This window comes from Sphingopyxis sp. YF1 (genome assembly GCF_022701295.1).
GTDB lineage: Bacteria > Pseudomonadota > Alphaproteobacteria > Sphingomonadales > Sphingomonadaceae > Sphingopyxis.
Map to the genome: position 1 here is coordinate 3,340,509 of NZ_CP033204.1, position 22,531 is coordinate 3,363,039.

Genomic DNA, 22,531 nt, shown 5'->3' on the forward strand with positions numbered 1-22,531 from the left:
CGCGCCCGACCCGGGGTGACGATAGGAGGACGTTCGTCAGTTCACGCACGGCGATGACGCCGCGCGGTAATCGGCGCCCCAGCGGCGGTGGCCGGCGGTGTCGATGTGGAAGCGGGTGATCGCGTAGATGCCGAGCCCGACGTCGAAGCGCGCGCCGGTGCGGGCGTGGAGGGGGCAGAGCCGCGCGATCAGTTCGGCGCGCGACAGTGGTTCGACCGGGGTCAGGTCGAGCGCGGCGAAGTGGAGGTGCTTACTCGCGCTGGCGCCCCTGAAGCAGGCGTTGGCGACGGGATCACGATAGCCCGAAACGACGCGCACCGGGCCGGTGACGGGGACCAGCTCATCGCGAATGTAGCGCAAGGTCGGGACCATCGCGGGCCAGAGGCGGCGCGGCGGGACGGCGAAGGGCTGGCCCGCCTTGCAGGTCCGCCAGCGCGCGTCGCTGCGCAGGATGTCGGCGAGCGGGAGGATGTCGGCGACGCCTTCCTTCTGAAGATAGGCCTCGATCGCCGCAATATCGTCCTTGGCGGCGCCGAGGCGCCACGCGGCGAAAAGGTCGGCGTCGCGTTGCGGCGCGATCCCGGCGATCGGGGCGACCGCGCGGGTGAGCAGCAGCCATACGGCGGCTCCCGCAATGACGAGCAGCAGCGCGGCGAGCAGCGCGCGCCTCACAGCATCGCGACCAGCCGTTCGACCTCCTGCCCAGCCGCGCGCGCGGCGCGCAGGAGGTTGGCGTGGAAGTCGCCGCCGCTTGCGTCATTGGCGTCGTCGGTGACCGCCTTGATCGCGGCCCAAGGCTTGGCGAGGCGCGCCGCGACCTGCGCGACCGCACCGACCTCCATGTCGACGAGCGTCGCGCCGAGGCTGGCTTTCAGATCGGCAGCAGCGTCGGGGCAGGCGATAAAGCTGTCGCCGCTGGCGATGCGCGCGTGCGGCAGGCCGAGGCCGGGGTCGGGCATGGCGGCGAAATGCGCTTCTCCCGCTTCGCCGATCGGCCAGTCGCCCGCGCGGTAGCGGCGGAAAAGGCCGGGCTGGCTGGCGCCATAATCGTGCTGCACCGCCTCGGCGAGCCAATAGGCGCGTCCGGCCTCGGCGCCCAGCGCGCCGCAGGTGCCGGTCATCAGCAGGACATCGGCGCCGTCAGCGAAGAGGCCCGCCGCAAGCGCGGCATTGACCTTGCCGAGGCCGCAGGTGGCGATGGTCAGGCCGTGGCCGTGCACGGCGAGGCGGCGGACGGGGACCATGCCGGTCGCGGCGGTGCCCGCGCCCGGGAAGAGCGCGTCGGCCTCTTCGGGGAGCGCGGCGAGGATGAGGAGGTTCATGGGACGGGTTTAGCGGGCGCAGCGATCGTCGCCAGCCCCGATGACGGGATTCGTGCAGAGGGCACAGACAATTTGGTTCACGCGGAGGCGCGGAGGGCGATTTCCAAAACCGTTTGCCCTGAGCTTGTCGAAGGGCCGTTCTTTCTTGCAGCGACGAAAAGAAGAACGGTGCTTCGACAAGCTCAGCACAAACGGAAAATGGGAAGGTCTCTCGGCGCCTCCGCGCCTCCGCGTGAACCATTGCCACGATTGCCCGGTGGGGCGATGATCGGCTTGCAAACCTCGCCTCCCCCCGCCATCGCTCCCCCATGCTGGCACGCCTGTTTCCCGATCGCTTTGTCCCCATCCTGTTCGCGACCATCCTGCTCGCGAGCCTGCTGCCGGTGCGCGGGGCCGCGGTGCCGGCCGCCGAGGCGGTGTCGACCGCGGCGGTCGTGCTGCTGTTTTTCCTCAACGGCGTCCGCCTGCCGCGCGACGAGGTGCTCCACGGCATTCGCAACTGGAAACTGCAGGGCGGCGCGCTCGCCTTCTGCTTCGGGATCATGACGCTGCTCGGCCTCGCCGCGCAGGCGGCGACCGCCCCCTGGCTGCCGCCGACGCTGGCGCTCGGTTTCCTCTACATGGGCATCCTGCCCTCGACGGTGCAGTCGGCGACCGCGGCGAGCGGGCTGGCGGGGGGCAATGTCGCGGCGAGCGTCGTCGCCGCCGCGCTGCTCAACCTCGTCGGGGTGATCGCATCGCCGCTGCTGTTCGCGGCGCTCGCGGGCAGCGCGGGCGCGATCAGCGGCGACGGCGCGCTGCGTATCGTCGCGATCCTGCTGCTGCCCTTCGTCGCCGGCCAGTTCGCGCAGCGCTGGCTGCGCCCGTGGGTGCTCGCGCACCGCGGGCTCGCGACCGTGATGGACCGCACCGCGATCGCCGTCGCGGTTTATGTCGCCTTTTCGGCGGCGGTGGTCGCGGGCATCTGGGACCTGCTCGACGCGCGCGAGATCGGCATCGTGTGCGCGGCGGTCGCGCTGCTGCTCGCGCTGTCCTTCGGGGGCGCGTGGGGTTTCGGCGCGCTGCTGCGGCTCGCGCGGCCCGACCGCATCACCTTGCTCTTTGCCGGCGCGCAGAAGAGCATCGCGGTCGGCGCGCCGCTGGCCGCGACGCTGTTCCCGCCCGCCATCGCCGGCATGGTGCTCGTCCCGATCCTTGTCTATCATATGGCGCAGCTGGTGCTGTCGGCGTGGATCGCGCCGGTGCTGGACAGGCAAAAGCAGGTGTGATGCTTGAATAACACAGTTGCGCATGCCATATTGGCGGCAGCACGGGGCCCGAAAGGAACAGGAATGAGCGAAGTGACCGCAACCGCGACGGCAACCGACGAGCTGAAGCTGACCCCGCCCGACCCGGTGCCGGTGGTTGCCCCCGAAAAGGCGGCGGGGCTGGTGTCGCTGTCGACCGAGCAGAAATCGAAGCTCGAGGAACGCGTCGACGGCTTCATCGACGATCTTGTCGCGCAGGACGAGAACAGCCCCGAATTCGGCCAGCGCATCGACCAGATCACCAACATGGGCCGCAAGGAGATGCTCGAGGCGGCGAACCAGTCGAACCGCTTCCTCGACCGCCCGGTCAAGGCGATGGACCGCGACACCGACATCGGCCAGAATCTGATCGAGCTCAGGAACACCGTCGAACGGCTCGACCCGTCGGCGAACGGCAAATTGCTGTCGAAGCGCGGTTTCCTCGACAAGATCTTCGGCAGCAAGGTCAGCAATTATTTCGCGCAGTACCGCAGCGCGCAGACGCATATCGGCGGCATCCTGACCGCGCTCGCCAACGGCAAGGACGAGCTGCTCATGGACAATGCGGCGATCGACGTCGAGCGCCGCAAGCTGTGGGAGGCGATGGGCAAGCTCGAGCAGATGATCCACATCGCGGGCACGCTCGACCGGCGGCTCAAGGACAAGGCGACCGAACTCGACGGCACCAACCCCGCCAAGGCCAAGGTGATCCGCGAGAATGCGCTCTTCTATGCGCGCCAGCGGACGCAGGACCTGCTCACCCAGATGGCGGTGACGGTGCAGGGCTATCTCGCGCTCGACCTCGTCAAGAAGAACAATGTCGAGCTGGTGAAGGGGGTCGACCGCGCGTCGACGACGACCGTCGGCGCATTGAAGACCGCGATCACCGTCGCGCAGGCGATGACCAACCAGAAGCTGGTGCTCGAACAGATCACCGCGCTCAACACGACGACCGCGAACATCATCGACGGCACGTCGAAGATGCTGAAGGACAATACCGCGCGCATCCACGAGCAGGCAGCCTCCAGCACCATCCCGATGGAGACGCTCCAGCGCGCGTTCCAGAATATCTACGACACGATGGATGCGATCGACACCTTCAAGCTGAAGGCACTCGACAGCATGAAGACCACGGTCACCACGCTCGAGGGTGAGGTCGCCAAGTCGAAGGGCTATATCGCGCGCGCCGAGGGTGCGAGCCAGGCACAGGCGAGCGTCGGCGGCGCCGACAGCCCGCTCGCCGCGCTCGAGGGCTGACGCCGGTGAGCATGAGCGAGGTCGACAAGGTCCGGCTGTCGGCGGCATCGGCGATCGAACGGTCGCGCGAGCGCCGCCGCCCGATCGGCACCAAGAGCGTCGCGCTGCGCCGCCAGCATCTCTACAGGAAGCTCGGCCGCGCGCTCGTCGCGGGCGGGATCGTGCTGATCGGCGCGGCGCTGTTCGGGGCGCTGATCCAGCCGCTCGGCTTCACCGGGCTGCTCGCGCTGTTCGTGCTGCTGGTCGGGGTCGCCGTGCTGTTCGGCAAATGGCCGCCCTTCCCCGAGCCGCGGCAGGCCGACCTCGTCAAGACCGACCTCAAGCAGCTCGCGGGGCGCACCGAAATCTGGCTCGAGGCGCAGCGCCCGGCGCTGCCCGCGCCCGCAAGGACGCTGGTCGACGGCATCGGGGTCCAGCTCGACCTGCTCGCGCCGCAGCTCCAGACGCTCGACGCGTCGAGCCCCGCCGCGGCGAACATCCGCAAGCTCGTCGGCGAGGATCTGCCCGAGCTGGTCGCGGGGTATCAGCGCATCCCCGCGGGGCTGCGCGGCGAGGCGCATGCCGGGCGCACCCCCGACGACACGCTGCTCGGCGGCCTCAAGACGCTCGAGACCGAGATCGGCCACGCCGCGCGCAGCCTCGCGGCGGGCGAGCTCGACAAGCTGGCGACGCGCGAACGCTATCTGCAGCTCAAATATCAGGGGCTGGACGGCGAGGACGGCTGACGCCACAAAGCGCTGATGATCGACCAGTTTTTCGCGCCCGAGAATGTCGTCTTCAGCGCCGCGCTGGTGCTGATGCTGCTGATCGGTGCGGTGCAGGCGCTGGGAATCGTCGGCGACATCGACGGCGCCGACACGCATGCCGACGGCGACGGCGGCGCCGCCGACGCGCTGCTCGCCTGGGCGGGGATCGGGCGCATCCCCTTCCTGATGTGGCTCATACTCTTCCTCGCGCTGTTCGGGCTGGTCGGGCTCGGCCTGCAGCAATTGCTGACCGCGCTCACCGGCGGCCCCGCCACCGCACTGCTCGCGGCGCCCGTCGCCGGGATTGCCGCGCTGCCCCCGACGGGGCTCGCCGCGCGCGTCGTCGCGCGCATCCTGCCGAGCGTCGAGACCACCGCGATCGACCGCGACGAGCTGCTCGGCACGCGCGCGACGATCACTGTCGGCACCGCGTCGCCGGGCAACCCCGCACCGGCGAAATGCATCGACCGCCACGGCCACCCGCACCAGATCATGGTCGAGCCCGACAGCCCCGGCCAGAGCTTCCAGACCGGCGAGACGATCCTGCTGGTCAAACGCGAAGGCGAAATATTCAAAGGCTTTTCAAACGGCGATTTCTATTTACCCCGCCTCGACTGACCCTAAGATCGCCCCATGGTGTCCCCGATTCCGGGGACCGGAAACAGGCTTTTGGGGGCAGTAAATTCCATGATGATTGAAATCGCGATCTACGCCGGTATCGGGCTGGCCGTCCTGCTCATCCTGGGACTGATCATCACGCGGCTTTATCGGCGCGCGACGAAAGAAATAGCTTTTGTCCGCACCGGATTCCGCGGCGAGCGGGTGATCATGAACGGCGGCGCGCTGGTGCTTCCGGTGCTCCACGAAACCATGCCCGTGAACATGAACACGGTGCGGCTGGCGGTCGAACGCAAGAATGTCGACGCGCTGATCACGCTCGACCGGCTGCGCATCGACGTGAAGGCCGAATTCTATGTCCGCGTGCGTCCCGATGCGGGCGCGATTGCGATGGCGGCGCAGACGTTGGGCCTGCGCACGATGAACCCCGAAGCGCTGAAGGATCTGGTCGAGGGCAAGTTCGTCGACGCGCTGCGTTCGGTCGCGGCGGGCATGACGATGAACCAGCTCCACGAGCAGCGCGCCGATTTCGTCCAGAAGGTGCAGCAGGTCAGTTCGAACGACCTGTCGATGAACGGGCTCGAGCTCGAATCGGTGTCGCTGACGGGGCTCGACCAGACGTCGATCGAGCATTTCAACGCCAATAACGCGTTCGACGCCGAGGGCCTGACCAAGTTGACCGAGCAGATCGAGCTGCGCAAGAAGGCGCGCAACGACATCGAACAGGACACGCGCGTCCAGATCGAGACCAAGAATCTGGAAGCCGAGCAAAAGTCGCTGGGGATCAAGCGCGAGGAGGAGTTCGCCAAGCTCAACCAGTCGCGCGAGATCGAGGTGCGCCGCGCCGAGCAGGCCGCCGAAATCGCGCGCGAGCAGGCGCAGCGCAACCAGGAAGCCGAAAATGCCCGCATTGCGGCGAAACAGCTGATCGACGCGAAGCAGATCGAGGCCGACCGCGCGATCGAGGAAGCGCGGATCGCGCAGGAGCAGGCGATCGAACTGGCGCGGCAGGAACAGCAGATCCTGATCCAGAACAAGAGCCGCGAGGAAAGCCAGGCGCGCGGCGAGGCCGACGCGGCGCGCGCCGTCGCGGTCGCCGCGGAGGAACAGGTGTCGACCGCGCGAGAGACCGAAATCGCCGAGCGTTCGAAGCGCATCGAGCTGATCGAGGCGGCGAAGGAAGCCGAGCGGCAGGCGATTTCGGTGAAGGTGCAGGCCGAGGCCGAGAAGGAAGCGGCATCGAACCGCGCCGCCGCGCTGCGTTTCGAAGCCGAGGGCGAGGCCGACGCCGAGAAGCTGCGCGCCGACGCCGCGCGCGTGCGCTTCGAGGTCGAGGCGGCGGGCCAGCGCGCGATCAACGAGGCCGCGAACATCCTGTCGTCGAACCAGATTTCGCTGCAGACCAAGATGGCGCTGCTCAAGGTGCTGCCCGAGGTGGTGCGCGAGGCGGCGAAGCCGATGGAAGCGATCGATTCGATCAAGATCGTGCAGGTCGACGGCATCACGCAGAATGGCGGCGGCGCGGCCGGGGTCGGGAGCTTCGGCGGCGAAAATGGCGGAAATCTTGCCAGCAATGCCGTGTCGGCGGCACTCGCCTATCGCGCGCAGGCACCGGTGATCGACGGGCTGATGAAAGAACTGGGCTTCGACGGCGGCTCGCTCGACGCGCTGGTCAAGGGCGCGACCGCAGCCGAAGCCGTGCCCGAAGCGACACCCGGCGCCGCGCGTGCGGTGCGCAAGGGGCGCCCTGCCGCGCCCGGCGAAGCCGGCGACGAGAGCTGATTTTCGAACCGGGCCGGGAAGCGAACGCCGTTGTCCCTTCCCGCCGACGGGCGGGACGGTCGAAGCAATATTGAACCGTAGCCCTGAGCCTGGCGCGGGGCGTCCGTCCGGGAAGCGCCCTTCGACAAGCTCAGGGTTACGGCGATGACGGGCGCGGGATTATGACGACGAACGGTCCGATCCGGACGGGACCGGCACTAGACCCCGCGCAGCCGCCGGGTGCCCCCGAACCACAGCAGGACGACGAGCAGCAGCGGCGGCGCGAGGCCCCATTGCGCGGGTCCCGCGAGCGGTGCGAGCAGCGGAATGCCCGAGAGCAGCCAGAGCGCGGCGAAGAGCGCGGCGACCGCCGCTGCCTCGAAGGCGAAGCTGGCCCAGAAGCGGCGGCGCGCGCGCGCATAGGCCGCCTCGACGTCGATCGCACGATCGACGCGCAGCGCGAAATCGCGGTCGCCGGGACCGGCCGGCGGCGCAAGCAAGCTGCCCAGCATGGCGTCGAGATCCCGATCATCGGATTCGCTCATGACACGCCTCCTTCGCCGGTCAGCTTCTGCGCTTTCGCGCGGCCGCGCAAGACCAGCGACTTGAGCGTGCCGAGCGGCACTCCCATGATCGCGGCCGCCTCGCCATGCGACCAGCCGTGGCCGAAGCAGAGGGTGAGCGCAGCGCGTTCCTGCGCCGAGAGCGTCGCGAGCAGGCGGCCCGCATCGATTGCGGCGTCGCTGGCCGGGTGCGGGTTGCTGTCGGCGGGCGCGTCGTCGCGCAACGCGAGCAACGCCCGGCGTTTCGCGGTCCGCCGCTGGTCGAGGAAGAGGCGCCAGCCGATCCCCATGACCCATGCGGCATAGCTCCCCTGCCCCCGATAGTCGGCCGCACGGTGCCAGGCGCGAACCAAAGCATCCTGCGCCAGATCGTCACCATCGGCCTCGCTGCCCGCCGCGCGCGACAGGAAGGCGCGCAGTCGTCCCTCGTGCCGCAGCACGAGGAGCTGGAAGGCCGCACGATCCCCCGCGACGACGCGCTGGTTGAGCGCCCAATCCTCATCGCCTGCGCGTTCATCCGCGCGCAGCGGCCTGTTCCTCGGCAGCCGCGGCGCGCGCGAGGCGGCGGCGGACGAGCAGCGCGATGCCGACGAAAGCCGGGAAGAGCGCCGCGCCGGCCGCGACGCGAACGATCTGTTCATGCCCCTGGATGAAACCGAAACCCGCCATCGCCAGCCCGATCGCGAGCAGCACCAGACCGTTGCGATCGTCGCCGGGGGCGTCGCCCGCGATATCGGTCGGTCGGGCGCCGATATGTTCGTAGGGTTTGTTGAGCTTGTCGATCAGCGGCGCGACGACGTCGGACTTGGCCTCGAGCGCGCGGCGGATCGAGCGGTGCAGCATCCAGGCATGGAGCAATCGCGCGAGCAGGAAAAAGCCGACGACGAACAGCGCCACCATCGTGATGTTCTCGAGAAGACGGAAAAAATCGCCGCTGATCGCGACGAGTTCGGTGGTCGGCGGCGGAGCGGGCAGATAGGCGGCGACATCGCGCGGATCGATATAGGCGGCGACGTCGGCCGGGCTGACCGGCGGGGCGGGCAGCGCCGCCGGCGCCGCGGCGACCGCAGCGGGGGTGGCGGGCGCCGCCGCGGGCGCGGCGGTCGCAATCGCGGCTGTCAGATGGATCATGCGTCTTCTCCCTGCATGCCGGACGGCATGGTGAAACCACAGGCGGCGGTCGCGGGCAAGGCCGCGCGCGAACCCCACCGGGGAGAGGGGATCGCGCGCGGCAGCCGGAGGCCCGGACGGGCCGGCACGACCGCCGCCAGGACCGGCCGCGAGGCCGGTCAGCAGGTAGACGCCATGGGACGCGCGACCGGATGCAGGCGCGCAAAAAAATCGCCGCGGGTGCGGGCGCGAGTGCGCCGGGTTATCGCCGGAACAGGCGGGCGCCGTGCGCCTGCGCGATGCGCCGGCCGAGCAGGTCATAATGGTCGGGCGAATAACCCGCGGCGAGGAAGGCCGCGATCTGCGCCGACGACACGGTATAGCCATGATGCCACGTCAGCACCGCCATGCGGCGCAGCGCCTCGAGCTTCGGATCGGCGAGGCGGCGGTTGGCGCCGTCGCCGAACAGCAGCGCGAGCAGCCGGGCGATGCGGCCCGGCGCGCGGAGGCTCGACGGCCGGTCGTGGCGGGCCAGCATCACGACCGACCATTCCAGCGCCGAAAAGGCCGCGGGCCGGGCTTTCGATGCGGCGGGGGCGAGCGAGGGGATGATCCCCGGCGAGAGGGCGAAGTCGAGCGCTTCGTTGACGGCGAGATAGGCCATGGGCGGATCCTCCTGGACAGGGAGCGGCGGGATCGGGCGGAGGTGCCGGGCGCAGCGAGGCCGGAGCCCCGGGGACAGCCGCGCCCGGCGAGGGGAGATGAAGGGCGGGCGAAACCGTTCCGGCGCCCGGAGGACGCTGGCGGCATCGCGCCGGAAGCGAGGAAGGGGCTAGCGGACTAGACCCGAATACAGGGCATGTGGCGCATCGGCGTTCCCTTCGCTCTTGCGGCGGGCCGGAAGACCCTGCCACTTTCCATACTGGATGGTATAGAATGCCTCCGGCCCCGCGTCAAGCTTTTTATACCGGCCGGTACGAATATTGAGCGCACGCGGGTCAGGGACTCGGCCAGAGCATCAGCCCGGTATCGACGAGCCGTTCGAGTTCGGCGCGCGACGCCCCGGCGCCGGCCTGCACCGAGATGCCCTGGAGCAGCGCGTAGAGCACGCTCGTCAGCCCTTCGGCATCGACATGCGCGGGCAGGTCGCCTTCGGCCTTCGCGCGTTCGAACCGTTCGACCAGCGCGCGCTGCGACGAGGCGCGGCGGCGGACGACATCGGCCTTGATCGATTCGGCCTCGGGGCTGCACGCAAGCGAGCTGATCAGCCCCATGCAGCCGCGGGGATCGCGGCTGCCGCCATGCACCTCGATCGCGCCGCGCAGATAATGTTCGGCGACCCGGCGCGCGCTCGGCTGGTCGAGCGCGGCGCGGCCATATTCGAGCTTTTCCTGCTCATACAGGTCGAGCGCCTTGTGAAACAGCGCTTCCTTATTGCCGAAAGCGGCGTAGAGGCTGGGCTTGGTGATACCCATCGCCTCGGTCAGGTCGGTCATCGACGCGCCGTCATAGCCCTTGGCCCAGAAAACATGCAGCGCCGCCGCGAGCGCCTGGTCGACGCAGAATTCGCGCGGGCGGCCCTTTGGCGCAGCGGCCGGGGCGGCGATGACATCCTGTTCCATAACGGTTGGTATATAAGTAACCGAGCGCCGAAGTCCAGTGCGCAGCCGCTAGAGCCCCTCGCCCCCCGTCCAGTGCGCGTTGACCAGCCGCCGCGCGAGCGCGCTGACCTGCGTGCGGATGTCGGGCACCGCGACGACCTCCCACAAATCGCCGCGCGTCATCGGCCCGATCGCGAGGATATGCGCCGCCGCGGCGCCGTCCGCGCCGACGACGTGCCCGCTGCGGTCGATATCGAGCCCCAGCCGCAGCGCGTCGGGCCGGATCATCCCCTTTTTGAGCAGGCGGCGGACAAGCGGGTCCGACGCGCGCAAGAGGTCGCCCTGCGGTCCGGTGCAGTTGATGATGCGCGCGACGTCGAGCCGCTGGAGCGCGTCCTCGCCGCGCGAGCGCCAGCGGACGACGACGCTGTCGGGTTCGCTGGCGACGTCGGCGATCTTGCCGGCGCGAAAGACGAGCTGGCGCGTCGCGATCAGCGCGTCGATCCGCGCCGCCACCTCGGGCGCGAGGCGGTGGCGGTGCACGTCCCAGAAGGGGCGGAGGTGGCGGAGGAAGCGCGCGCGCTTCGCCGGACCCGCGGCCGCCCACATCATCTGGGTGACCGGCCGGACCGAATCGACCGCGAGCCGCCAGTCGCCCGCGCGCGCCGCGCCGCGCGCCCAGCGCACGAGACCCGACAAGTGCGGCGCGGGGGTCACGAGCACCGGCTGCGGCCGCGGCAGGCCCTCGACATGGCGATGCGGGCGCAACCCGCGGCGCGACATGGCGATGATCCGCCCCTTGAAACCGTTCGACGCGAGCCGCAGGATGACGTCGATCGCGGTCAGACCGGTGCCGATCACCAGCACCGTCTGGTGGCTGCGCAGCCCCTCGGCGAGCGGGCTCGCCCACGGGTCGCCGACATAGCGCCACGGGGTCAGCCCCGCGGCGGCGACCGCGGGATGGTCGTGCGGCGGCAGGTTGCCGATCGCGAGCACGGCCCTGTCGGCCTCGATCAGCCCGCCGTTGACGAGCCCGAGCGTGACGCGCCCGTCGCGCTCCTCGATGTCGAGCACCTCGTCGTCGACGAGCCGCAGGCGGCGGCCGTGGCGTTCCATCGCATGCGCCAGCGTCTCGCGCAGATAGCTCCCGTAGGTCGCGCGGCTGACGAACGCCGCCGCGGTGCCGAGCCCGCGCGCCGCGAGCCAGTCGGTGAAATGATCGGGGCGGTCGGGAAAGGCGCTCATGTTGCCGGCGCGCACGTTGAGCAGGTGCGCGGCGTCGAAGCTGCTGTACGCCACCCCGGCGCCCATGCGCCGCCGGTCGCGCTCGATCAGCAGCACCTCGACATCCGCCTGTTCGAGCAGGTTGATCGCGAGCAGCGTGCCCGAAAAGCCCGCGCCGACGATCGCGACGCGCGTGGCGGTACGAAAGCGCGGGCGCGGCCCCTGCAGCATCGTGCCGTCGAACTTCACCGCGTCACCACGTCGCCCGCCACGGTCGCCCGTTCGAGCACGCGATGGCCGGGCCGGTAGTCGCCGATGGTGAGCCCCGGCGGGCGGGCGGTTTCGAATAGGTCGGGGGTTTGCGGCTGCGTGGCCATGGCGCGATCCTTCTGGTCCGAAAAACGGGGGATCGGTCGACTCGGTTACGTCCCGATATCGACGCACCATAACTCAACTTATTTAATTGACAAGATGCGCGCGGCAGCCCGCACGATTTGCGCGACCGGCCGCGAACGGCGGCGGCGCGCGCCGTCCGCCGCGACCGGGGCGCAGCACCTCCTCAATACTGGAATTTCGCCTGCACCGCGATCGTCCGCGGGGGTTGCAGGAATTTCGAAATGACCCCGGCAGCGAGCGGGGTGTTGAAGGCATGGCTGGCGGTCAGCTCGTCGGTCAGATTCTTGCCCACCAGCGCGAGCTCCCAGCGCTTGTTCGCGCCCCGGATCCCGAGCCGGAGGTCGAATTTGGCAAAGCTGTCCTGCGCCGCGGCCGGGTTGAAGCTTTCCTCGAGAAAGGCGCTGCTGCGGAAGGTGACGCCGCCGTTGGCGACGAAGTCGATCGCCCCGCCGAGCGGTACGGCGACGTCGGCGAACAGCGTCCCGCTCCATTTGGGCGAGCGCGGCAGCGGCTGCCCCGCGGCATTGTTGTTCGCGGGCACGCAGGTCGGGTTGGTGAAGGGACAGGGCGCGCCGGGGAAATCGATGAATTTCGCGTCGAGATAGGCGAGCGAGCCGCTGAGCGCGAAGCCGTCGGCGACCTGCCAGCTGGCATCGGCCTCGATACCCTGGCTGCGCGCCTTGCCCGCGTTGCTGGTGATGAAGCTGTTGCTGACCGCGTCGAACGACGACACCTGCAAATTGGTGAAGTCGGTGCGGAATGCCGCGAGGTTGAGGCGCAGGCGCCGGTCGAGCAGCGCGAGCTTGGCGCCGACCTCGAAGGTCTCGGCGTCCTCGGCCTCGATCTGGAACTGCGCGAGGGTGGTCGTCGATTGCGCCCCGATGAAGCCCCCCGCCTTCGACCCCTGGCCATAGGAGGCATAGAGCATCACATCGCCCGACACGTCCCACTGGAGCGCCGCCGAGGGATCCCATTCCTTTTCGACGCGCCGCCCCGACAATGGCGTCGCGAGCCACGTCGGCTGGACCGCCCCGCTGTTCGAGCGCGTCTGGTCGGCGGTCTTGCGGTCGTAGGTGTAGCGCAGGCTGGCGATCGCGCGCACCGCGTCGGTCAGATGCCAGGTCGCGCTGCCGAAACCCGACCAGGTCACATTCTCCTGGCGGAAGACCCGGTCGGACCGGCCGTTGAATGGACCGAAACGGATCAGCGTGGTGCCGAACAGGTCATAGTCGTTCACATGCGCATAGGCGCCGAGGATATATTCGAACCGGCCCGTCGTCGGCGAGGCGAGGCGGATTTCCTGCGACATCTGGCTGAATTTTTCGGCGAAAAGCGACGCAAAGGCCGGGGCCGGCCCGAAGTCGGCGTCGACCTTCTTTTCGAAGTCATAGGAAGAAAAGCCGGTGACCGAGGTCAGCACATGGTCGCCGATCTCGATATTCGCGGTCGCGCTGGCGTTCAGGCTGTCGGTGTTGTCGTAATCCTTGTCCATGAACCCCGGAAAACCGCCGGTCTCGCGCTTGAGGTCGGGGTCGTTCGCGGTCAGATAGCGTTCGACGGCATTGCCGGTCAGATCGACCTTGCCGCCCTCGACGCGGATCAGCAGGTCGGCGCCGTTGCCCGGGTCGATCAGCAGCGACGCACGCCCGAACAGGCTCTTGCGCTTCGGTTCGGTCCCGCCGAGCAGCGTGTTTTCGATATAGCCGTCGCTGTCCTCATACTGGCCGGCGACGCGAACGCTCACCGCGTCGGACAGCGGTCCCGACACCATGCCGAAGAGGCGCGTGCCGCCGAGCTCGAATTCGTAGCTGCCCTCGAGCGTCGCCCGGAAATCACGCGTCGGGCGCGCGCTGACGACGCTGATCGCGCCCGCACTGGTATTCTTGCCGACGAGCGCGCCCTGCGGGCCGCGCAGCACCTCGATCCGTTCGACGTCGAGGAAGGGCGCCTGGAACTGGCGCGCGTGGCCGCCGTAAATGCCGTCGACGAACAGGCCGACGGTCTGCTCGAAGGCCAGGTTGCCGGGGGTCGAGCCGATGCCGCGAATGTAGAAGGCGTTGTTCCCCGGGGTGGTCTGGACATAGAAATTGGGGACGTAGCGGTCGAGTTCGGTGAAGTCCTTGATGCCGAGGTCGCTGAGCTGTTCGCCGCCGACGACGGTCATCGAAATCGGAACGTCCTGGACATCCTGCTCGCGTTTCTGCGCGGTGACGACGATGACATTCTCATCGCCCGCCGCGCCCGCGGCATCCTGTGCCAGCGCCGGGACGGCGGTAAGGATCGAAGCCGCCGACGCGATCAGGCAGACCCGGACCGGAAGACCATGCGCTACATTGCCAAACATCCACTCTCTCCCTCTGAGGCCGCGACTCCGCATCGAACGCGAAGGACGGCGCCTTTGCCGGCGGCTCCGGTTTTTCCGGATGCTGTCCGCCTGTCGGGAATCGTTTAGGGTTCTAAGTATAAAATGTAAAGTAGGTTGACATAATTGCCGCGATGCGAAAGCATGGCCATGCCGGAAAACTGGCGGAACGGCGCGAATTTCGGCATTGTCCGCCGATGCCGCACGCCGCGCCGGGCGGAAGAACCGGCAGGAAAAAGGGGCCGGAACCGCCCCGGAATGCGCGAGAAGGAATGGCGATGCTGTCACGACGGACATTGGTTAAGGCGGGTGCGGTATCGGCGATGGCCGGGGCGATGACGGGACTGGTCGGCGCGCGCGCCGCCGCGCGCCCGGCCGGGCAACAGGCGCCCAATATCCTGTTCATCCTCGCCGACGACCTGGGCTTTGCCGATCTCGGCTGTTTCGGGCGCGACGATATCGCGACCCCCGCGCTCGACGCGCTGGCGGCGGGCGGCGTCGCGCTGCACCGCTCCTACGCCAACAGCAGCGTCTGTTCGCCGACGCGACTCGCGCTGATGACCGGGCGCTACCAATATCGTTTTCCGGCCGGGCTCGACGAACCGCTCGGCGTGCATCCCGAGCTCGGGCTGGCCGATTCGGTGGTGACGCTGCCCGACCTGTTGAAACGCGCCGGCTATGCCACCTCGCTCGTCGGCAAATGGCATCTCGGCGGCTTGCCCGACCATGGCCCGCGCAAGAGCGGCTACGACCGCTTTTTCGGCATCTATCAGGGCGGCGCCGACTATTTCGAGCATGGCATGACGATCCGCGGCCGGTTCCAGCACGATCTGTGGGAAAACGAGACCGAGATCCACCGCACCGGCTATCTGACCGACCTGATCGCCGATGGCTGCGTCGCCGAGCTCGGCCGGCTGCGCGACGCGGGGCGCCCCTTTCTGCTGAGCGCGCATTTCACCGCGCCGCACTGGCCGTGGGAGGGACCCGCCGACGAGGAGGTCGCGAAGACGATCCGCGATTCCTTCCACTATGACGGCGGATCGAACGCCGTCTACGCCGCGATGGTCGAAAGCCTCGACCGCGGCGTCGCGCGGCTGCTCGCGGCGCTCGACGCCAACGGCCAGGCCGACAATACGATCGTCATCTTCACCAGCGACAATGGCGGCGAGCGCTTTTCGAAGGTCTGGCCGCTGCGCGGGATGAAGGGCGAACTGCTCGAAGGCGGCATCCGCGTCCCGACGCTGCTGCGCTGGCCGGGGCGGGTCAAGGCGGGCACGCGAAGCGATCTGGTGAACATCACGATGGACTGGGTGCCGACGCTGCTGGCCGCGGCGGGGGTGCCGCAGGCGGACTGGCCCGCCCTCGACGGCCGCAACCTGCTCCCCGACCTCACCGCCGGGGCGACCGGGGAGCCGCGCCCGCTATTCTGGCGCCACAAGGCGCAGGACCAGCGCGCGGCGATGGACGGCGACCTCAAATATCTGGCGATGAGCGGACACGAATTCCTGTTCGACATCGCCGCCGATCCGCGCGAGGTCGCCAATCTGAAGACGGTCCGGCCCGCCGATTTCGAGCGATTGAAGGCGGCCTTCGCGGCGTGGGACGCCGACATGCTGCCCTATCTGCCGTCGACCTTCAGCTACGAACTGCGCGGCAACGGCCACCTCGCGGGTTATTGAGCGCGGTCGGGTGCCGCAATCTCGGGCGGCGCCCCCCAGTCGCGCGCGAGCGTGGCGCGCAGCGCGTCGAGCGCCTTGCCCCCGATCCGCTCGCCGAGCGCGGCATCGATCTTGCCGAGGATTTCGAGCGCGTCGGCGCGCAGCTGCTGCGACTTTTCGCTGAATGCGACGATCGACGCACGCTTGTCGGTCGGGTCGGGTTCGATGACGATCCAGTCGCGCTCGACCATCTCCTGCAGCATCTTGCTGACCCCCTGGCGCGTGATGCCGAGGTTGCGCGCCAGATCGGCGGGGCGGCGCACGCCGAGCGCGATATTGGCAAAGGTCATCGACTGCGACCGCGACACCGCGTCCCAGCCGCGCGCGCGCAGCGCCGACTGCAATCCTTCGTCGAACCAGTAGAAAGCCCGCATCACGTCGAGCATCAGATAGCCGTCCTGCATGCCGTCCGCTTCGCCCAGCCGCGCCGAATGCGCAACCAAATTGAGCGCCGCGTGCGCAAGCGGGAAGAGATAGGCGCCCTCGTGGAAGGCGAGCGGCGCCGTCGGCCCCGTCGCACCGACATCGACGACCTCGCCGATCACGACGGCGTGCGTCGCATGCTCGACGATCGTCACCGGGCGCAGAACGATCGCGGCGCAAGCCCCGGCGAGCCGGGGCGGCCGTTCGGGCTCGAACAGCCAGTCGCCGGCGTCGAAGCGCTCGGCCGCGGCGACGCCCCCGCCGCAGCGCCACGACACGTCGGCCTGGTCCTCGGCAAGCAGGTTGAGGCACAGGTCGACCCCCGCCGCGACCGCCGCATGCGTCGCGTTCGCGCGGTTGATGCAGACGAGCATCGACGGCGGGTCCATGCTCACCTCGCAAAAGGCGGTGGCCGCCATCGCATGATGGCGCCCGGCGTGCGTCGCGGTGACGACGGCGACCGGGCGGACGAGCGAACGAAGCGCGCCGCGCAGGGCGGCGGCGTGCAAGTGGGAGGGCGGGTAGGCGGGCGGCTGCGTCATCGTGCGACCATGACGCGGCGAAGGAATTTAGTCAACCTAGTTGACATTATCCTTTGCGACACCCTATGCTGGCGAAAAGCATGGAGACGATGATGCCCGAAAGCCTGGCCGACCGCCGCATTCCCGCCGGCGACGATTTTCTGCCCCCCGACGCGGTCGCCGCGATCACCCCCGACGTTCTGATCGCGCGCATGGCGGCGCTGAAACCGCTCGTCGCGAGCAAGGCGGCGTCGGCCGAGCGCGACCGTCGCCCCGACGACGAGGTGTGGGCGGCGCTGCGCCAGAGCGGCTATTTCTACCTCTATGTGCCGCGCCGCTTCGGCGGGCTCGAATTCGATCCCGACACCTATATCAGCGCGACGCTGCCGATCGCCGAGGCGTGCCCCTCGACCGGCTGGACCGCCTGTTTCGCCGCCGAGCACAACTGGCTGATCGCGCAGATGCCCGAGGCGACGCAGGCCGAGGTGTGGGGGCGCACCCCCTATGTCATCGCCCCGAGCGCCGCGGCGCCGCCCGGGGTCGCGACCCCGGTCGAGGGCGGATTTCGCCTGAGCGGCCGCTGGAAATGGGGCACGTGCGTCATGCACGCCGACTGGATCATGCTCAACGCGCTCGAACCCGTCGCGGGCGGCGCGCCCGTCGTGCGGATGATGCTGATGCGCGCCGAGGATGTCCGCGTGATCGACACCTGGCAGATGGCGGGCATGGCGGCGACGGGCAGCAACGATATCGCCGTCGACGACCTGTTCATCCCCGAAGGCCATCAGTTCGCGGTCCAGCCGGTGCGGTCGGGGCGCGGCAACGGGCGGGCGATCCACGGTCCCGGCCTCTATGGCTCGCCGATGCTGCCCAATTTGTGCGTCACCGCGGCGATCCCGGCGCTCGGCGCCGCGCGGCAGGCGGTGATGCTGTGCCGCGACCGGCTCCGGGCACACGTCAAGCTGGGGAGCACGACGACGAGCGTCGAGAAACCCGCGGGGCAGATGCGCCTCGCGCGCGCCGACCTGCTCGCGCGCTCGGCCGAACGCACGATCCGCGCCGCCGCGCGCGAGAATCTGCTGATCGGCGAGATCGACGAACCCGAGCAGACGGGCGAGCGCATCCGCATCCGCGCCGAGATCGCGATCGCGGTGCAGCAATGCGTCGAGGCGGTGCGCACCTGTTGCGAGGCGGTCGGATCGAGCGTCCACGCGCTCGACAATCCGATGCAGCGGCTGCTGCGCGACGTGCAGGTCATGCAGAGCCACATCGTCTACGACCTCGACGTCGCGACCGAACTCCACGGCCGCGCGCTCGTCGGGCTGGCGCCCAATTCGCTGCTGCTCTGACCCGGGAGGGGACGGCGCCGCCCGTCCGGTCCGCGATCAGTCGAGCCCCAGCCGCGCGAGCACCGCCTTGACGTAGCTGGGCCCGACGGGGACGACCGCGCCATCCTCCATCTCGAGCGCGATCAGCCCCTTGCCCAGCCGCTGCACCGCCTTGACCAGCGCGGGCCGGATGAACGCCGAACGATGGACGCGCATCAGCCGGTCGGGATCGAACAATTGTTCGAGCGCGGTCATCGAGATGCGGTGGATATAGCTGCGCGTCGCGGTGTGGAGGAGGACATAGTCCTTCGCGGCCTCGACCCATTCGATCTGATCGAACGGCAGGCGCAGGTTGCCGTTCGCGACCTGGATCCACATCGCGTCGCTGCGCGCGTCGGGCCCTGGCAGGCCGGCCAGCCGGTCGGCGGCGTCGCGCAGCGCCCGGCGGCGGCGCGCGCGCTCGACCGCCTGGCGGAGGCGGTCGAAGCGCACGGGCTTCAGCAGATAGTCGGCGGCGTCGACCTCGAACGCGTCGGGGGCATAATGTTCGAAGGCGGTGACGAAGACGATCTCGGGGCGCGGGTCGACCGCAAGGTCGGCGGCGACGCGGATCCCGCTCTTCTGCGGCATCGAGATGTCGAGCATCACAAGGTCGGGCGCGAGCGCGGCGATGCGCTCCTCCGCCTCTTCGCCGTTCGCCGCGCTGCCCACCACCGCGACGCCGTCGATGTCGCCGAACAGCGTTTCGAGCCGCCGCAGCGCGAGCGGTTCGTCGTCGACGAGCAGGACGCGCAGCGCGGTCATGCGGCGGTCGGCGCGGCCGCACGGCGGCGAAGCGGCAGGCGCGCCACCGCGAGGAAGCCGCTCTCGCGCTTGAGCGTTTCGAGGCTGCCCGCCGCGCCATAGAGCGTGCGGAGCCGCTGGCGGACGTTGGTCAGCCCCAGCCCCGTGCCGGGGCGCATGTCGCCGGGGTGGCCGGTGCCGTCGTCCTCGACCGTGACGACGAGCGCGTCGTCGTCGGCCGACGCCTCGACGCGGATCGTCACAGGAACCGGCGACGGCGCGAGCGCATATTTGATCGAATTTTCGACCAGCGGCTGGAGCAGGAACCCCGGCACCAGCGCGTCGTTGAGGCCGGGCGGGCACACGAACTCGACCGCGAGCCGCTCGCCGAAGCGCACGCTCTCGATCTCCAGATAATGCTGCAGCGTCGCGAGTTCGTCCTCGAGCGGGAGCAGCACCTCGGGGTCGCTCGACAGCGTCGCGCGGAGGAATTCGGACAATTTGGCGAGCATCGCGTCGGCGGCGGCATATTCGCGTGTGACGATCAGCGACGAGATCGCGTTGAGCGTGTTGAACAGGAAATGCGGGTTGAGCTGGTAGCGCAGCGCCGCGAGGCTCGCCGCGCTGGCCGCGGCCTCGGCCCGGCTCGCCGCCTCGCGCGCCGCCGCGAGTTCGCGTTCGCGCTCGCGCGCCAGCCCGTTCGCCTCGATCACCGAGAATGCCGCGCCGAGCAATGCGAACTGCCAGACCAACGCGATGAAATTGTTCGTCGCGCGCAGCGCAAAGGGCGCCGCCTGCTGCGACGAGACGACGAGGCGCCCGATCCACTCGCCGGTCGCCGCATCGACGAGCGCGAGCGTCCCCGACGCGAGGATGACCGCGACCCCCATGGCCGCCAGCCGGACCGCCGCATTGCGCCGCCGCGTCGCCCGCACCGCCCAATAGACGCCCCCCGACAGCAAGGCCCCCATCACGCAGATGTTGATCACCGAAACGGTGACGTAAAGGCTGGCGCCGCTGAACAGATGATAGGGGATGAGGTAGAGTATGCCCGACAATATCCAGGTCGCGGCGACCAGATAGAGCGTCTGACGATGTTCGGGTTTCAGCGGCATGGCGATTCCATTGTGTAATTTAAGCCGAGCATAATGGAAATGCGCGGTGCTGACGTCCTTGCTCGTCGCACCAGCGTCGGCCTTCGTCGCGCGGCATCGGGCTCCGGCGAGGCGTTTCCGGGCTTCGTCGCAGGCGCGTGGAGCAGCGCCGCCCCCGGACATAACCGGGCTCCGTCAGCGGCTCGTCGCCGCCAGGAGATCCGATATGTCCCTCGTCCGCTATCGCCACGGCCTCGCCGCCTTCGGCCTGCTCGGCGCGCTCGTCATTGCCGAACAGGCGCGGGTGATCGCCGCCGAACCAACCGCCGTCACCACGCCCGTCGCCGCCGGCGAGTCGCTCGAAATCCTGCCGACGGGCCACCCGGTCGTGCTGGTCAGCATCGACGGCTCGGCCCCGAAGCGCTTCGTCATCGACACCGCCGCGAGCAGCACCACGATCATGCCGAAACTGCGCGCCGCGATGCCCGGCCTCGTCGCGAAACTGTCCGACGACCCGCTCGACGGCGCCGCCGGGCGGAGCGAGGTCGAAACCGCCGTCGTCAAGGAGGTGCGCGTCGCGGGCCACGCCTTTCCGTCGCCCGAACTGATGCTCCTGCCCCCCGGACCGACCGACCATCTGGGCATCGACGGCATATTGGGCGCCGACATCATCGCCGACTTCGCGGTCGAGCTCGACATGCCCGGGCGACGCTGGCGCATGACGCCCCGGGTCGAGGCCGCAATGCTCGACGGGATGACGGCGTCGGTGCCCTTCACGCTCGACGACATGCGCGCGCCGCGGCTGAATATCCGCCTCAACGGGGTCGAAGTGCCCGCGGTGCTCGACACCGGCGCGCGCGGAACGATCATCAACTGGGCGGCGGCCAGGGCGATCGGCCTGTCGCCCGACAGCCCGGAGCTTGCCAAGGCTTCGGATATCAAGGGCGCGACCAATCATGCGATGCCGAGCGTCGAGGCCCCGATCGCCGCGCTGACGATCGGCGCGGCGAAGGTCGAAGGGCGCAAGGTGCGCATCGCCGACCTTTCGGTGTTCAAGGTGCTGGGCTTCACGCCCGAACAGCCCGCCGTGATCCTCGGGATCGACATGTTCGCCGACCGGCGCTTCGTCATCGATCATCCGGGGCTGCGCCTCCACATCTCCCCGCCCGCTGCGCCGCGTCGCGACGCGCCGGCATCCTGACCCTTCCGAAGGACGCTCCCCATGAACAAGATGCTCACCGCCGGCGCCGGCCTCGGCGCGATCGCCCTCGCCGCGACCGCCGCCACCGCGCAGCAGGCGCCCAAGCCGAAAGTCGAGGCCGTCTACTGGCTCTCCGCCGAAACCGTGTCGGGGATGGCGACCGGCCAGCCCGCCGGGGTGGAAAAGAACCTCCTGCTCCAGCTCGGCTCGGTGCGCCGCAACCCCGCGCCCAGCGCCGAACATCTGCCGCCCCAGATCCTCGGCGCCGGCGAACGGCTGCCGCTCGTCACGCCCGCGGGCGCCGAACCCAAGGTTGACGGCAGGGCCGATTACCGGCCGGGAACCGCCGAACAGCCCAAGGGCCGCATCGAACTTTACTGGGGCTGCGGCGAAACCGCCCCGGCCGGCCAGCCGGTGGTGATCGACCTGGCGGCGATGAAGGCCGGCGGCCCCTCCCCCTTTGGCACCGGCCCCAATGTACGGGCGATGACACCGCCGTCCACGGCCAGCCATGCGACCTATGGCGAATGGCCGAACGGGCGAAAGGGTACGCGCGTGCCGCGCAACGCCTCGCTGGCCGGCGACCATGTCGTGCAGGGCAATTATTCGCCCGACATGCGCTTTACTGTGGCCCCCGCGAATGATTTCCTCGCGGCGCTGGCGCCGCGCAACGCCGAACTCGCATCGGGCGCGGTCAAGGTCAGCTGGCCGACGCTCGCCAATGCGCGCGGGCTTATCCTGACCGTCACCGGCGCGCGCGACGACGGCACGGTCGTGATGTGGACGTCGAGCGCGGTGCGCATGCCCGGCATGGCGCTGCCCGACTATCTCGAACAATCGGATATCGCGCGCCTTGTCCAGCAGCGCATCCTGCTGGCGCCCGAAGCGACCGAATGCGTCGTTCCGTCGGCGGTCGGCAAGGCGACCGATTCGGCGATGCTGATGATGACCGCGTTCGGGCCCGAAGCCAATTACGGCGCCCCGCGCGAAGCCCCCGCCGGCTGGGCGGTCAAGCTGCGTACCAGGGCGACGCACATGAGCATGCTCGGCGTCGACCTCGCCGCGATGCTGGCGGGCAGCGGCGACGAGGGCGATTCGGACGCACCCGCAAGCGAGGCGAAGCCGAAGAAGAAGCGCGGCCTGCTGCGCGGGATCGGCAGCGCGCTCGGCGTCCCCGGCTGACCCTCCTCCCTCCCATTTTTCCGAAAGCCCGACCA

General features: G+C 69.3%; 22 protein-coding genes. 9 read left to right on the forward strand and 13 right to left on the reverse strand.

Translation table 11 applies throughout. The annotated features are described in order from the left end of the window. Nucleotides 1–36: 36 nt before the first annotated feature. On the reverse strand, nt 37–672 hold the full coding sequence (locus EAO27_RS16210) for a D-Ala-D-Ala carboxypeptidase family metallohydrolase (RefSeq protein WP_242771675.1): 636 nt from the start codon (nt 670–672) through the stop codon (nt 37–39). Next, nucleotides 669–1,322, reverse strand: coding sequence for a 5'-methylthioadenosine/S-adenosylhomocysteine nucleosidase (locus tag EAO27_RS16215; protein WP_242771678.1), 654 nt, complete (start codon nt 1,320–1,322; stop codon nt 669–671). Before EAO27_RS16215 ends, EAO27_RS16210 begins: the two co-directional genes overlap by 4 nt. A gap of 308 nt (nt 1,323–1,630) precedes the next feature. Between EAO27_RS16215 and EAO27_RS16220 the strand changes: the two genes are divergently transcribed. The 5 genes from EAO27_RS16220 (at nt 1,631) to EAO27_RS16240 (ending at nt 7,011) form a co-directional block, all read left to right on the forward strand. After that, nucleotides 1,631–2,590: a bile acid:sodium symporter family protein gene (locus EAO27_RS16220; protein ID WP_242771681.1), complete on the forward strand. Its 960-nt coding sequence runs from the start codon at nt 1,631–1,633 to the stop codon at nt 2,588–2,590. Between the two features lie 63 nt (nt 2,591–2,653). Next, complete coding sequence (locus EAO27_RS16225) at nt 2,654–3,865, forward strand: toxic anion resistance protein (RefSeq protein WP_242771685.1); 1,212 nt, start codon at nt 2,654–2,656, stop codon at nt 3,863–3,865. An 11-nt stretch (nt 3,866–3,876) separates the two neighbouring features. Further along, complete coding sequence (locus tag EAO27_RS16230) at nt 3,877–4,590, forward strand: hypothetical protein (RefSeq protein WP_242780613.1); 714 nt, start codon at nt 3,877–3,879, stop codon at nt 4,588–4,590. A 15-nt stretch (nt 4,591–4,605) separates the two neighbouring features. Then, nucleotides 4,606–5,229, forward strand: a complete 624-nt coding sequence (locus EAO27_RS16235) for an OB-fold-containig protein (protein WP_242771688.1) — start codon at nt 4,606–4,608, stop codon at nt 5,227–5,229. Between the two features lie 69 nt (nt 5,230–5,298). Next, nucleotides 5,299–7,011 (forward strand): flotillin domain-containing protein, encoded by a 1,713-nt coding sequence (locus tag EAO27_RS16240; protein WP_242771691.1) that lies wholly within the window; start codon nt 5,299–5,301, stop codon nt 7,009–7,011. A gap of 197 nt (nt 7,012–7,208) precedes the next feature. Here the strand turns inward: EAO27_RS16240 and EAO27_RS16245 are convergent, their stop codons facing one another. The 8 genes from EAO27_RS16245 to EAO27_RS16275 form a co-directional block, all read right to left on the reverse strand. Further along, nucleotides 7,209–7,535: a hypothetical protein gene (locus tag EAO27_RS16245; RefSeq protein WP_242771693.1), complete on the reverse strand. Its 327-nt coding sequence runs from the start codon at nt 7,533–7,535 to the stop codon at nt 7,209–7,211. After that, the gene (locus tag EAO27_RS16250; RefSeq protein ID WP_278190168.1) at nt 7,532–8,098 is read right to left on the reverse strand and encodes an RNA polymerase sigma factor; all 567 of its coding nucleotides are present in this window, start codon (nt 8,096–8,098) and stop codon (nt 7,532–7,534) included. Before EAO27_RS16250 ends, EAO27_RS16245 begins: the two co-directional genes overlap by 4 nt. Next, the gene (locus tag EAO27_RS16255) at nt 8,067–8,684 is read right to left on the reverse strand and encodes a hypothetical protein (RefSeq protein ID WP_242771697.1); all 618 of its coding nucleotides are present in this window, start codon (nt 8,682–8,684) and stop codon (nt 8,067–8,069) included. The genes EAO27_RS16250 and EAO27_RS16255 overlap by 32 nt, the downstream gene beginning before the upstream one ends. A 241-nt stretch (nt 8,685–8,925) precedes the next feature. Beyond that, on the reverse strand, nt 8,926–9,327 hold the full coding sequence (locus EAO27_RS16260; RefSeq protein WP_242771699.1) for a hypothetical protein: 402 nt from the start codon (nt 9,325–9,327) through the stop codon (nt 8,926–8,928). A gap of 334 nt (nt 9,328–9,661) precedes the next feature. Further along, nucleotides 9,662–10,285, reverse strand: a complete 624-nt coding sequence (locus tag EAO27_RS16265) for a TetR/AcrR family transcriptional regulator (RefSeq protein WP_242771701.1) — start codon at nt 10,283–10,285, stop codon at nt 9,662–9,664. Nucleotides 10,286–10,333: 48 nt separating this feature from the next. Further along, on the reverse strand, nt 10,334–11,737 hold the full coding sequence (locus EAO27_RS16270; RefSeq protein ID WP_242771703.1) for an FAD/NAD(P)-binding protein: 1,404 nt from the start codon (nt 11,735–11,737) through the stop codon (nt 10,334–10,336). Further along, on the reverse strand, nt 11,734–11,865 hold the full coding sequence (locus tag EAO27_RS20945) for a hypothetical protein (protein ID WP_278190102.1): 132 nt from the start codon (nt 11,863–11,865) through the stop codon (nt 11,734–11,736). Before EAO27_RS20945 ends, EAO27_RS16270 begins: the two co-directional genes overlap by 4 nt. Nucleotides 11,866–12,047: 182 nt before the next feature. Further along, the gene (locus tag EAO27_RS16275) at nt 12,048–14,228 is read right to left on the reverse strand and encodes a TonB-dependent receptor (RefSeq protein WP_242771705.1); all 2,181 of its coding nucleotides are present in this window, start codon (nt 14,226–14,228) and stop codon (nt 12,048–12,050) included. Between the two features lie 296 nt (nt 14,229–14,524). On the opposite strand from EAO27_RS16275, the gene EAO27_RS16280 reads away from it, so the two are divergent. Then, complete coding sequence (locus tag EAO27_RS16280; protein WP_242771707.1) at nt 14,525–15,925, forward strand: sulfatase-like hydrolase/transferase; 1,401 nt, start codon at nt 14,525–14,527, stop codon at nt 15,923–15,925. Here EAO27_RS16280 and EAO27_RS16285 read toward each other — a convergent pair. Then, on the reverse strand, nt 15,919–16,929 hold the full coding sequence (locus EAO27_RS16285; RefSeq protein WP_242771710.1) for a flavin reductase: 1,011 nt from the start codon (nt 16,927–16,929) through the stop codon (nt 15,919–15,921). The two genes, EAO27_RS16280 and EAO27_RS16285, sit on opposite strands and share 7 nt — an antisense overlap. 65 nt (nt 16,930–16,994) lie before the next feature. On the opposite strand from EAO27_RS16285, the gene EAO27_RS16290 reads away from it, so the two are divergent. Then, on the forward strand, nt 16,995–18,257 hold the full coding sequence (locus EAO27_RS16290) for an acyl-CoA dehydrogenase family protein (RefSeq protein ID WP_242771713.1): 1,263 nt from the start codon (nt 16,995–16,997) through the stop codon (nt 18,255–18,257). A 36-nt stretch (nt 18,258–18,293) separates the two neighbouring features. On the opposite strand, the gene EAO27_RS16295 is transcribed toward EAO27_RS16290, so the two are convergent. After that, nucleotides 18,294–19,040: a LytTR family DNA-binding domain-containing protein gene (locus tag EAO27_RS16295; protein ID WP_242771716.1), complete on the reverse strand. Its 747-nt coding sequence runs from the start codon at nt 19,038–19,040 to the stop codon at nt 18,294–18,296. Next, entirely contained in the window at nt 19,037–20,134 is a 1,098-nt protein-coding gene (locus EAO27_RS16300; protein ID WP_242771719.1) for a histidine kinase, read from the reverse strand. Before EAO27_RS16300 ends, EAO27_RS16295 begins: the two co-directional genes overlap by 4 nt. A 205-nt stretch (nt 20,135–20,339) precedes the next feature. Here EAO27_RS16300 and EAO27_RS16305 point away from each other — a divergent pair, with 205 nt between their 5' ends. Then, complete coding sequence (locus EAO27_RS16305; RefSeq protein WP_242771722.1) at nt 20,340–21,314, forward strand: aspartyl protease family protein; 975 nt, start codon at nt 20,340–20,342, stop codon at nt 21,312–21,314. 21 nt (nt 21,315–21,335) lie between these two features. Continuing rightward, nucleotides 21,336–22,496 carry a hypothetical protein gene (locus EAO27_RS16310; RefSeq protein WP_242771725.1) on the forward strand — a complete coding sequence of 387 codons (1,161 nt, stop codon included), beginning with the start codon at nt 21,336–21,338 and terminating at the stop codon, nt 22,494–22,496. Nucleotides 22,497–22,531: the final 35 nt, after the last annotated feature.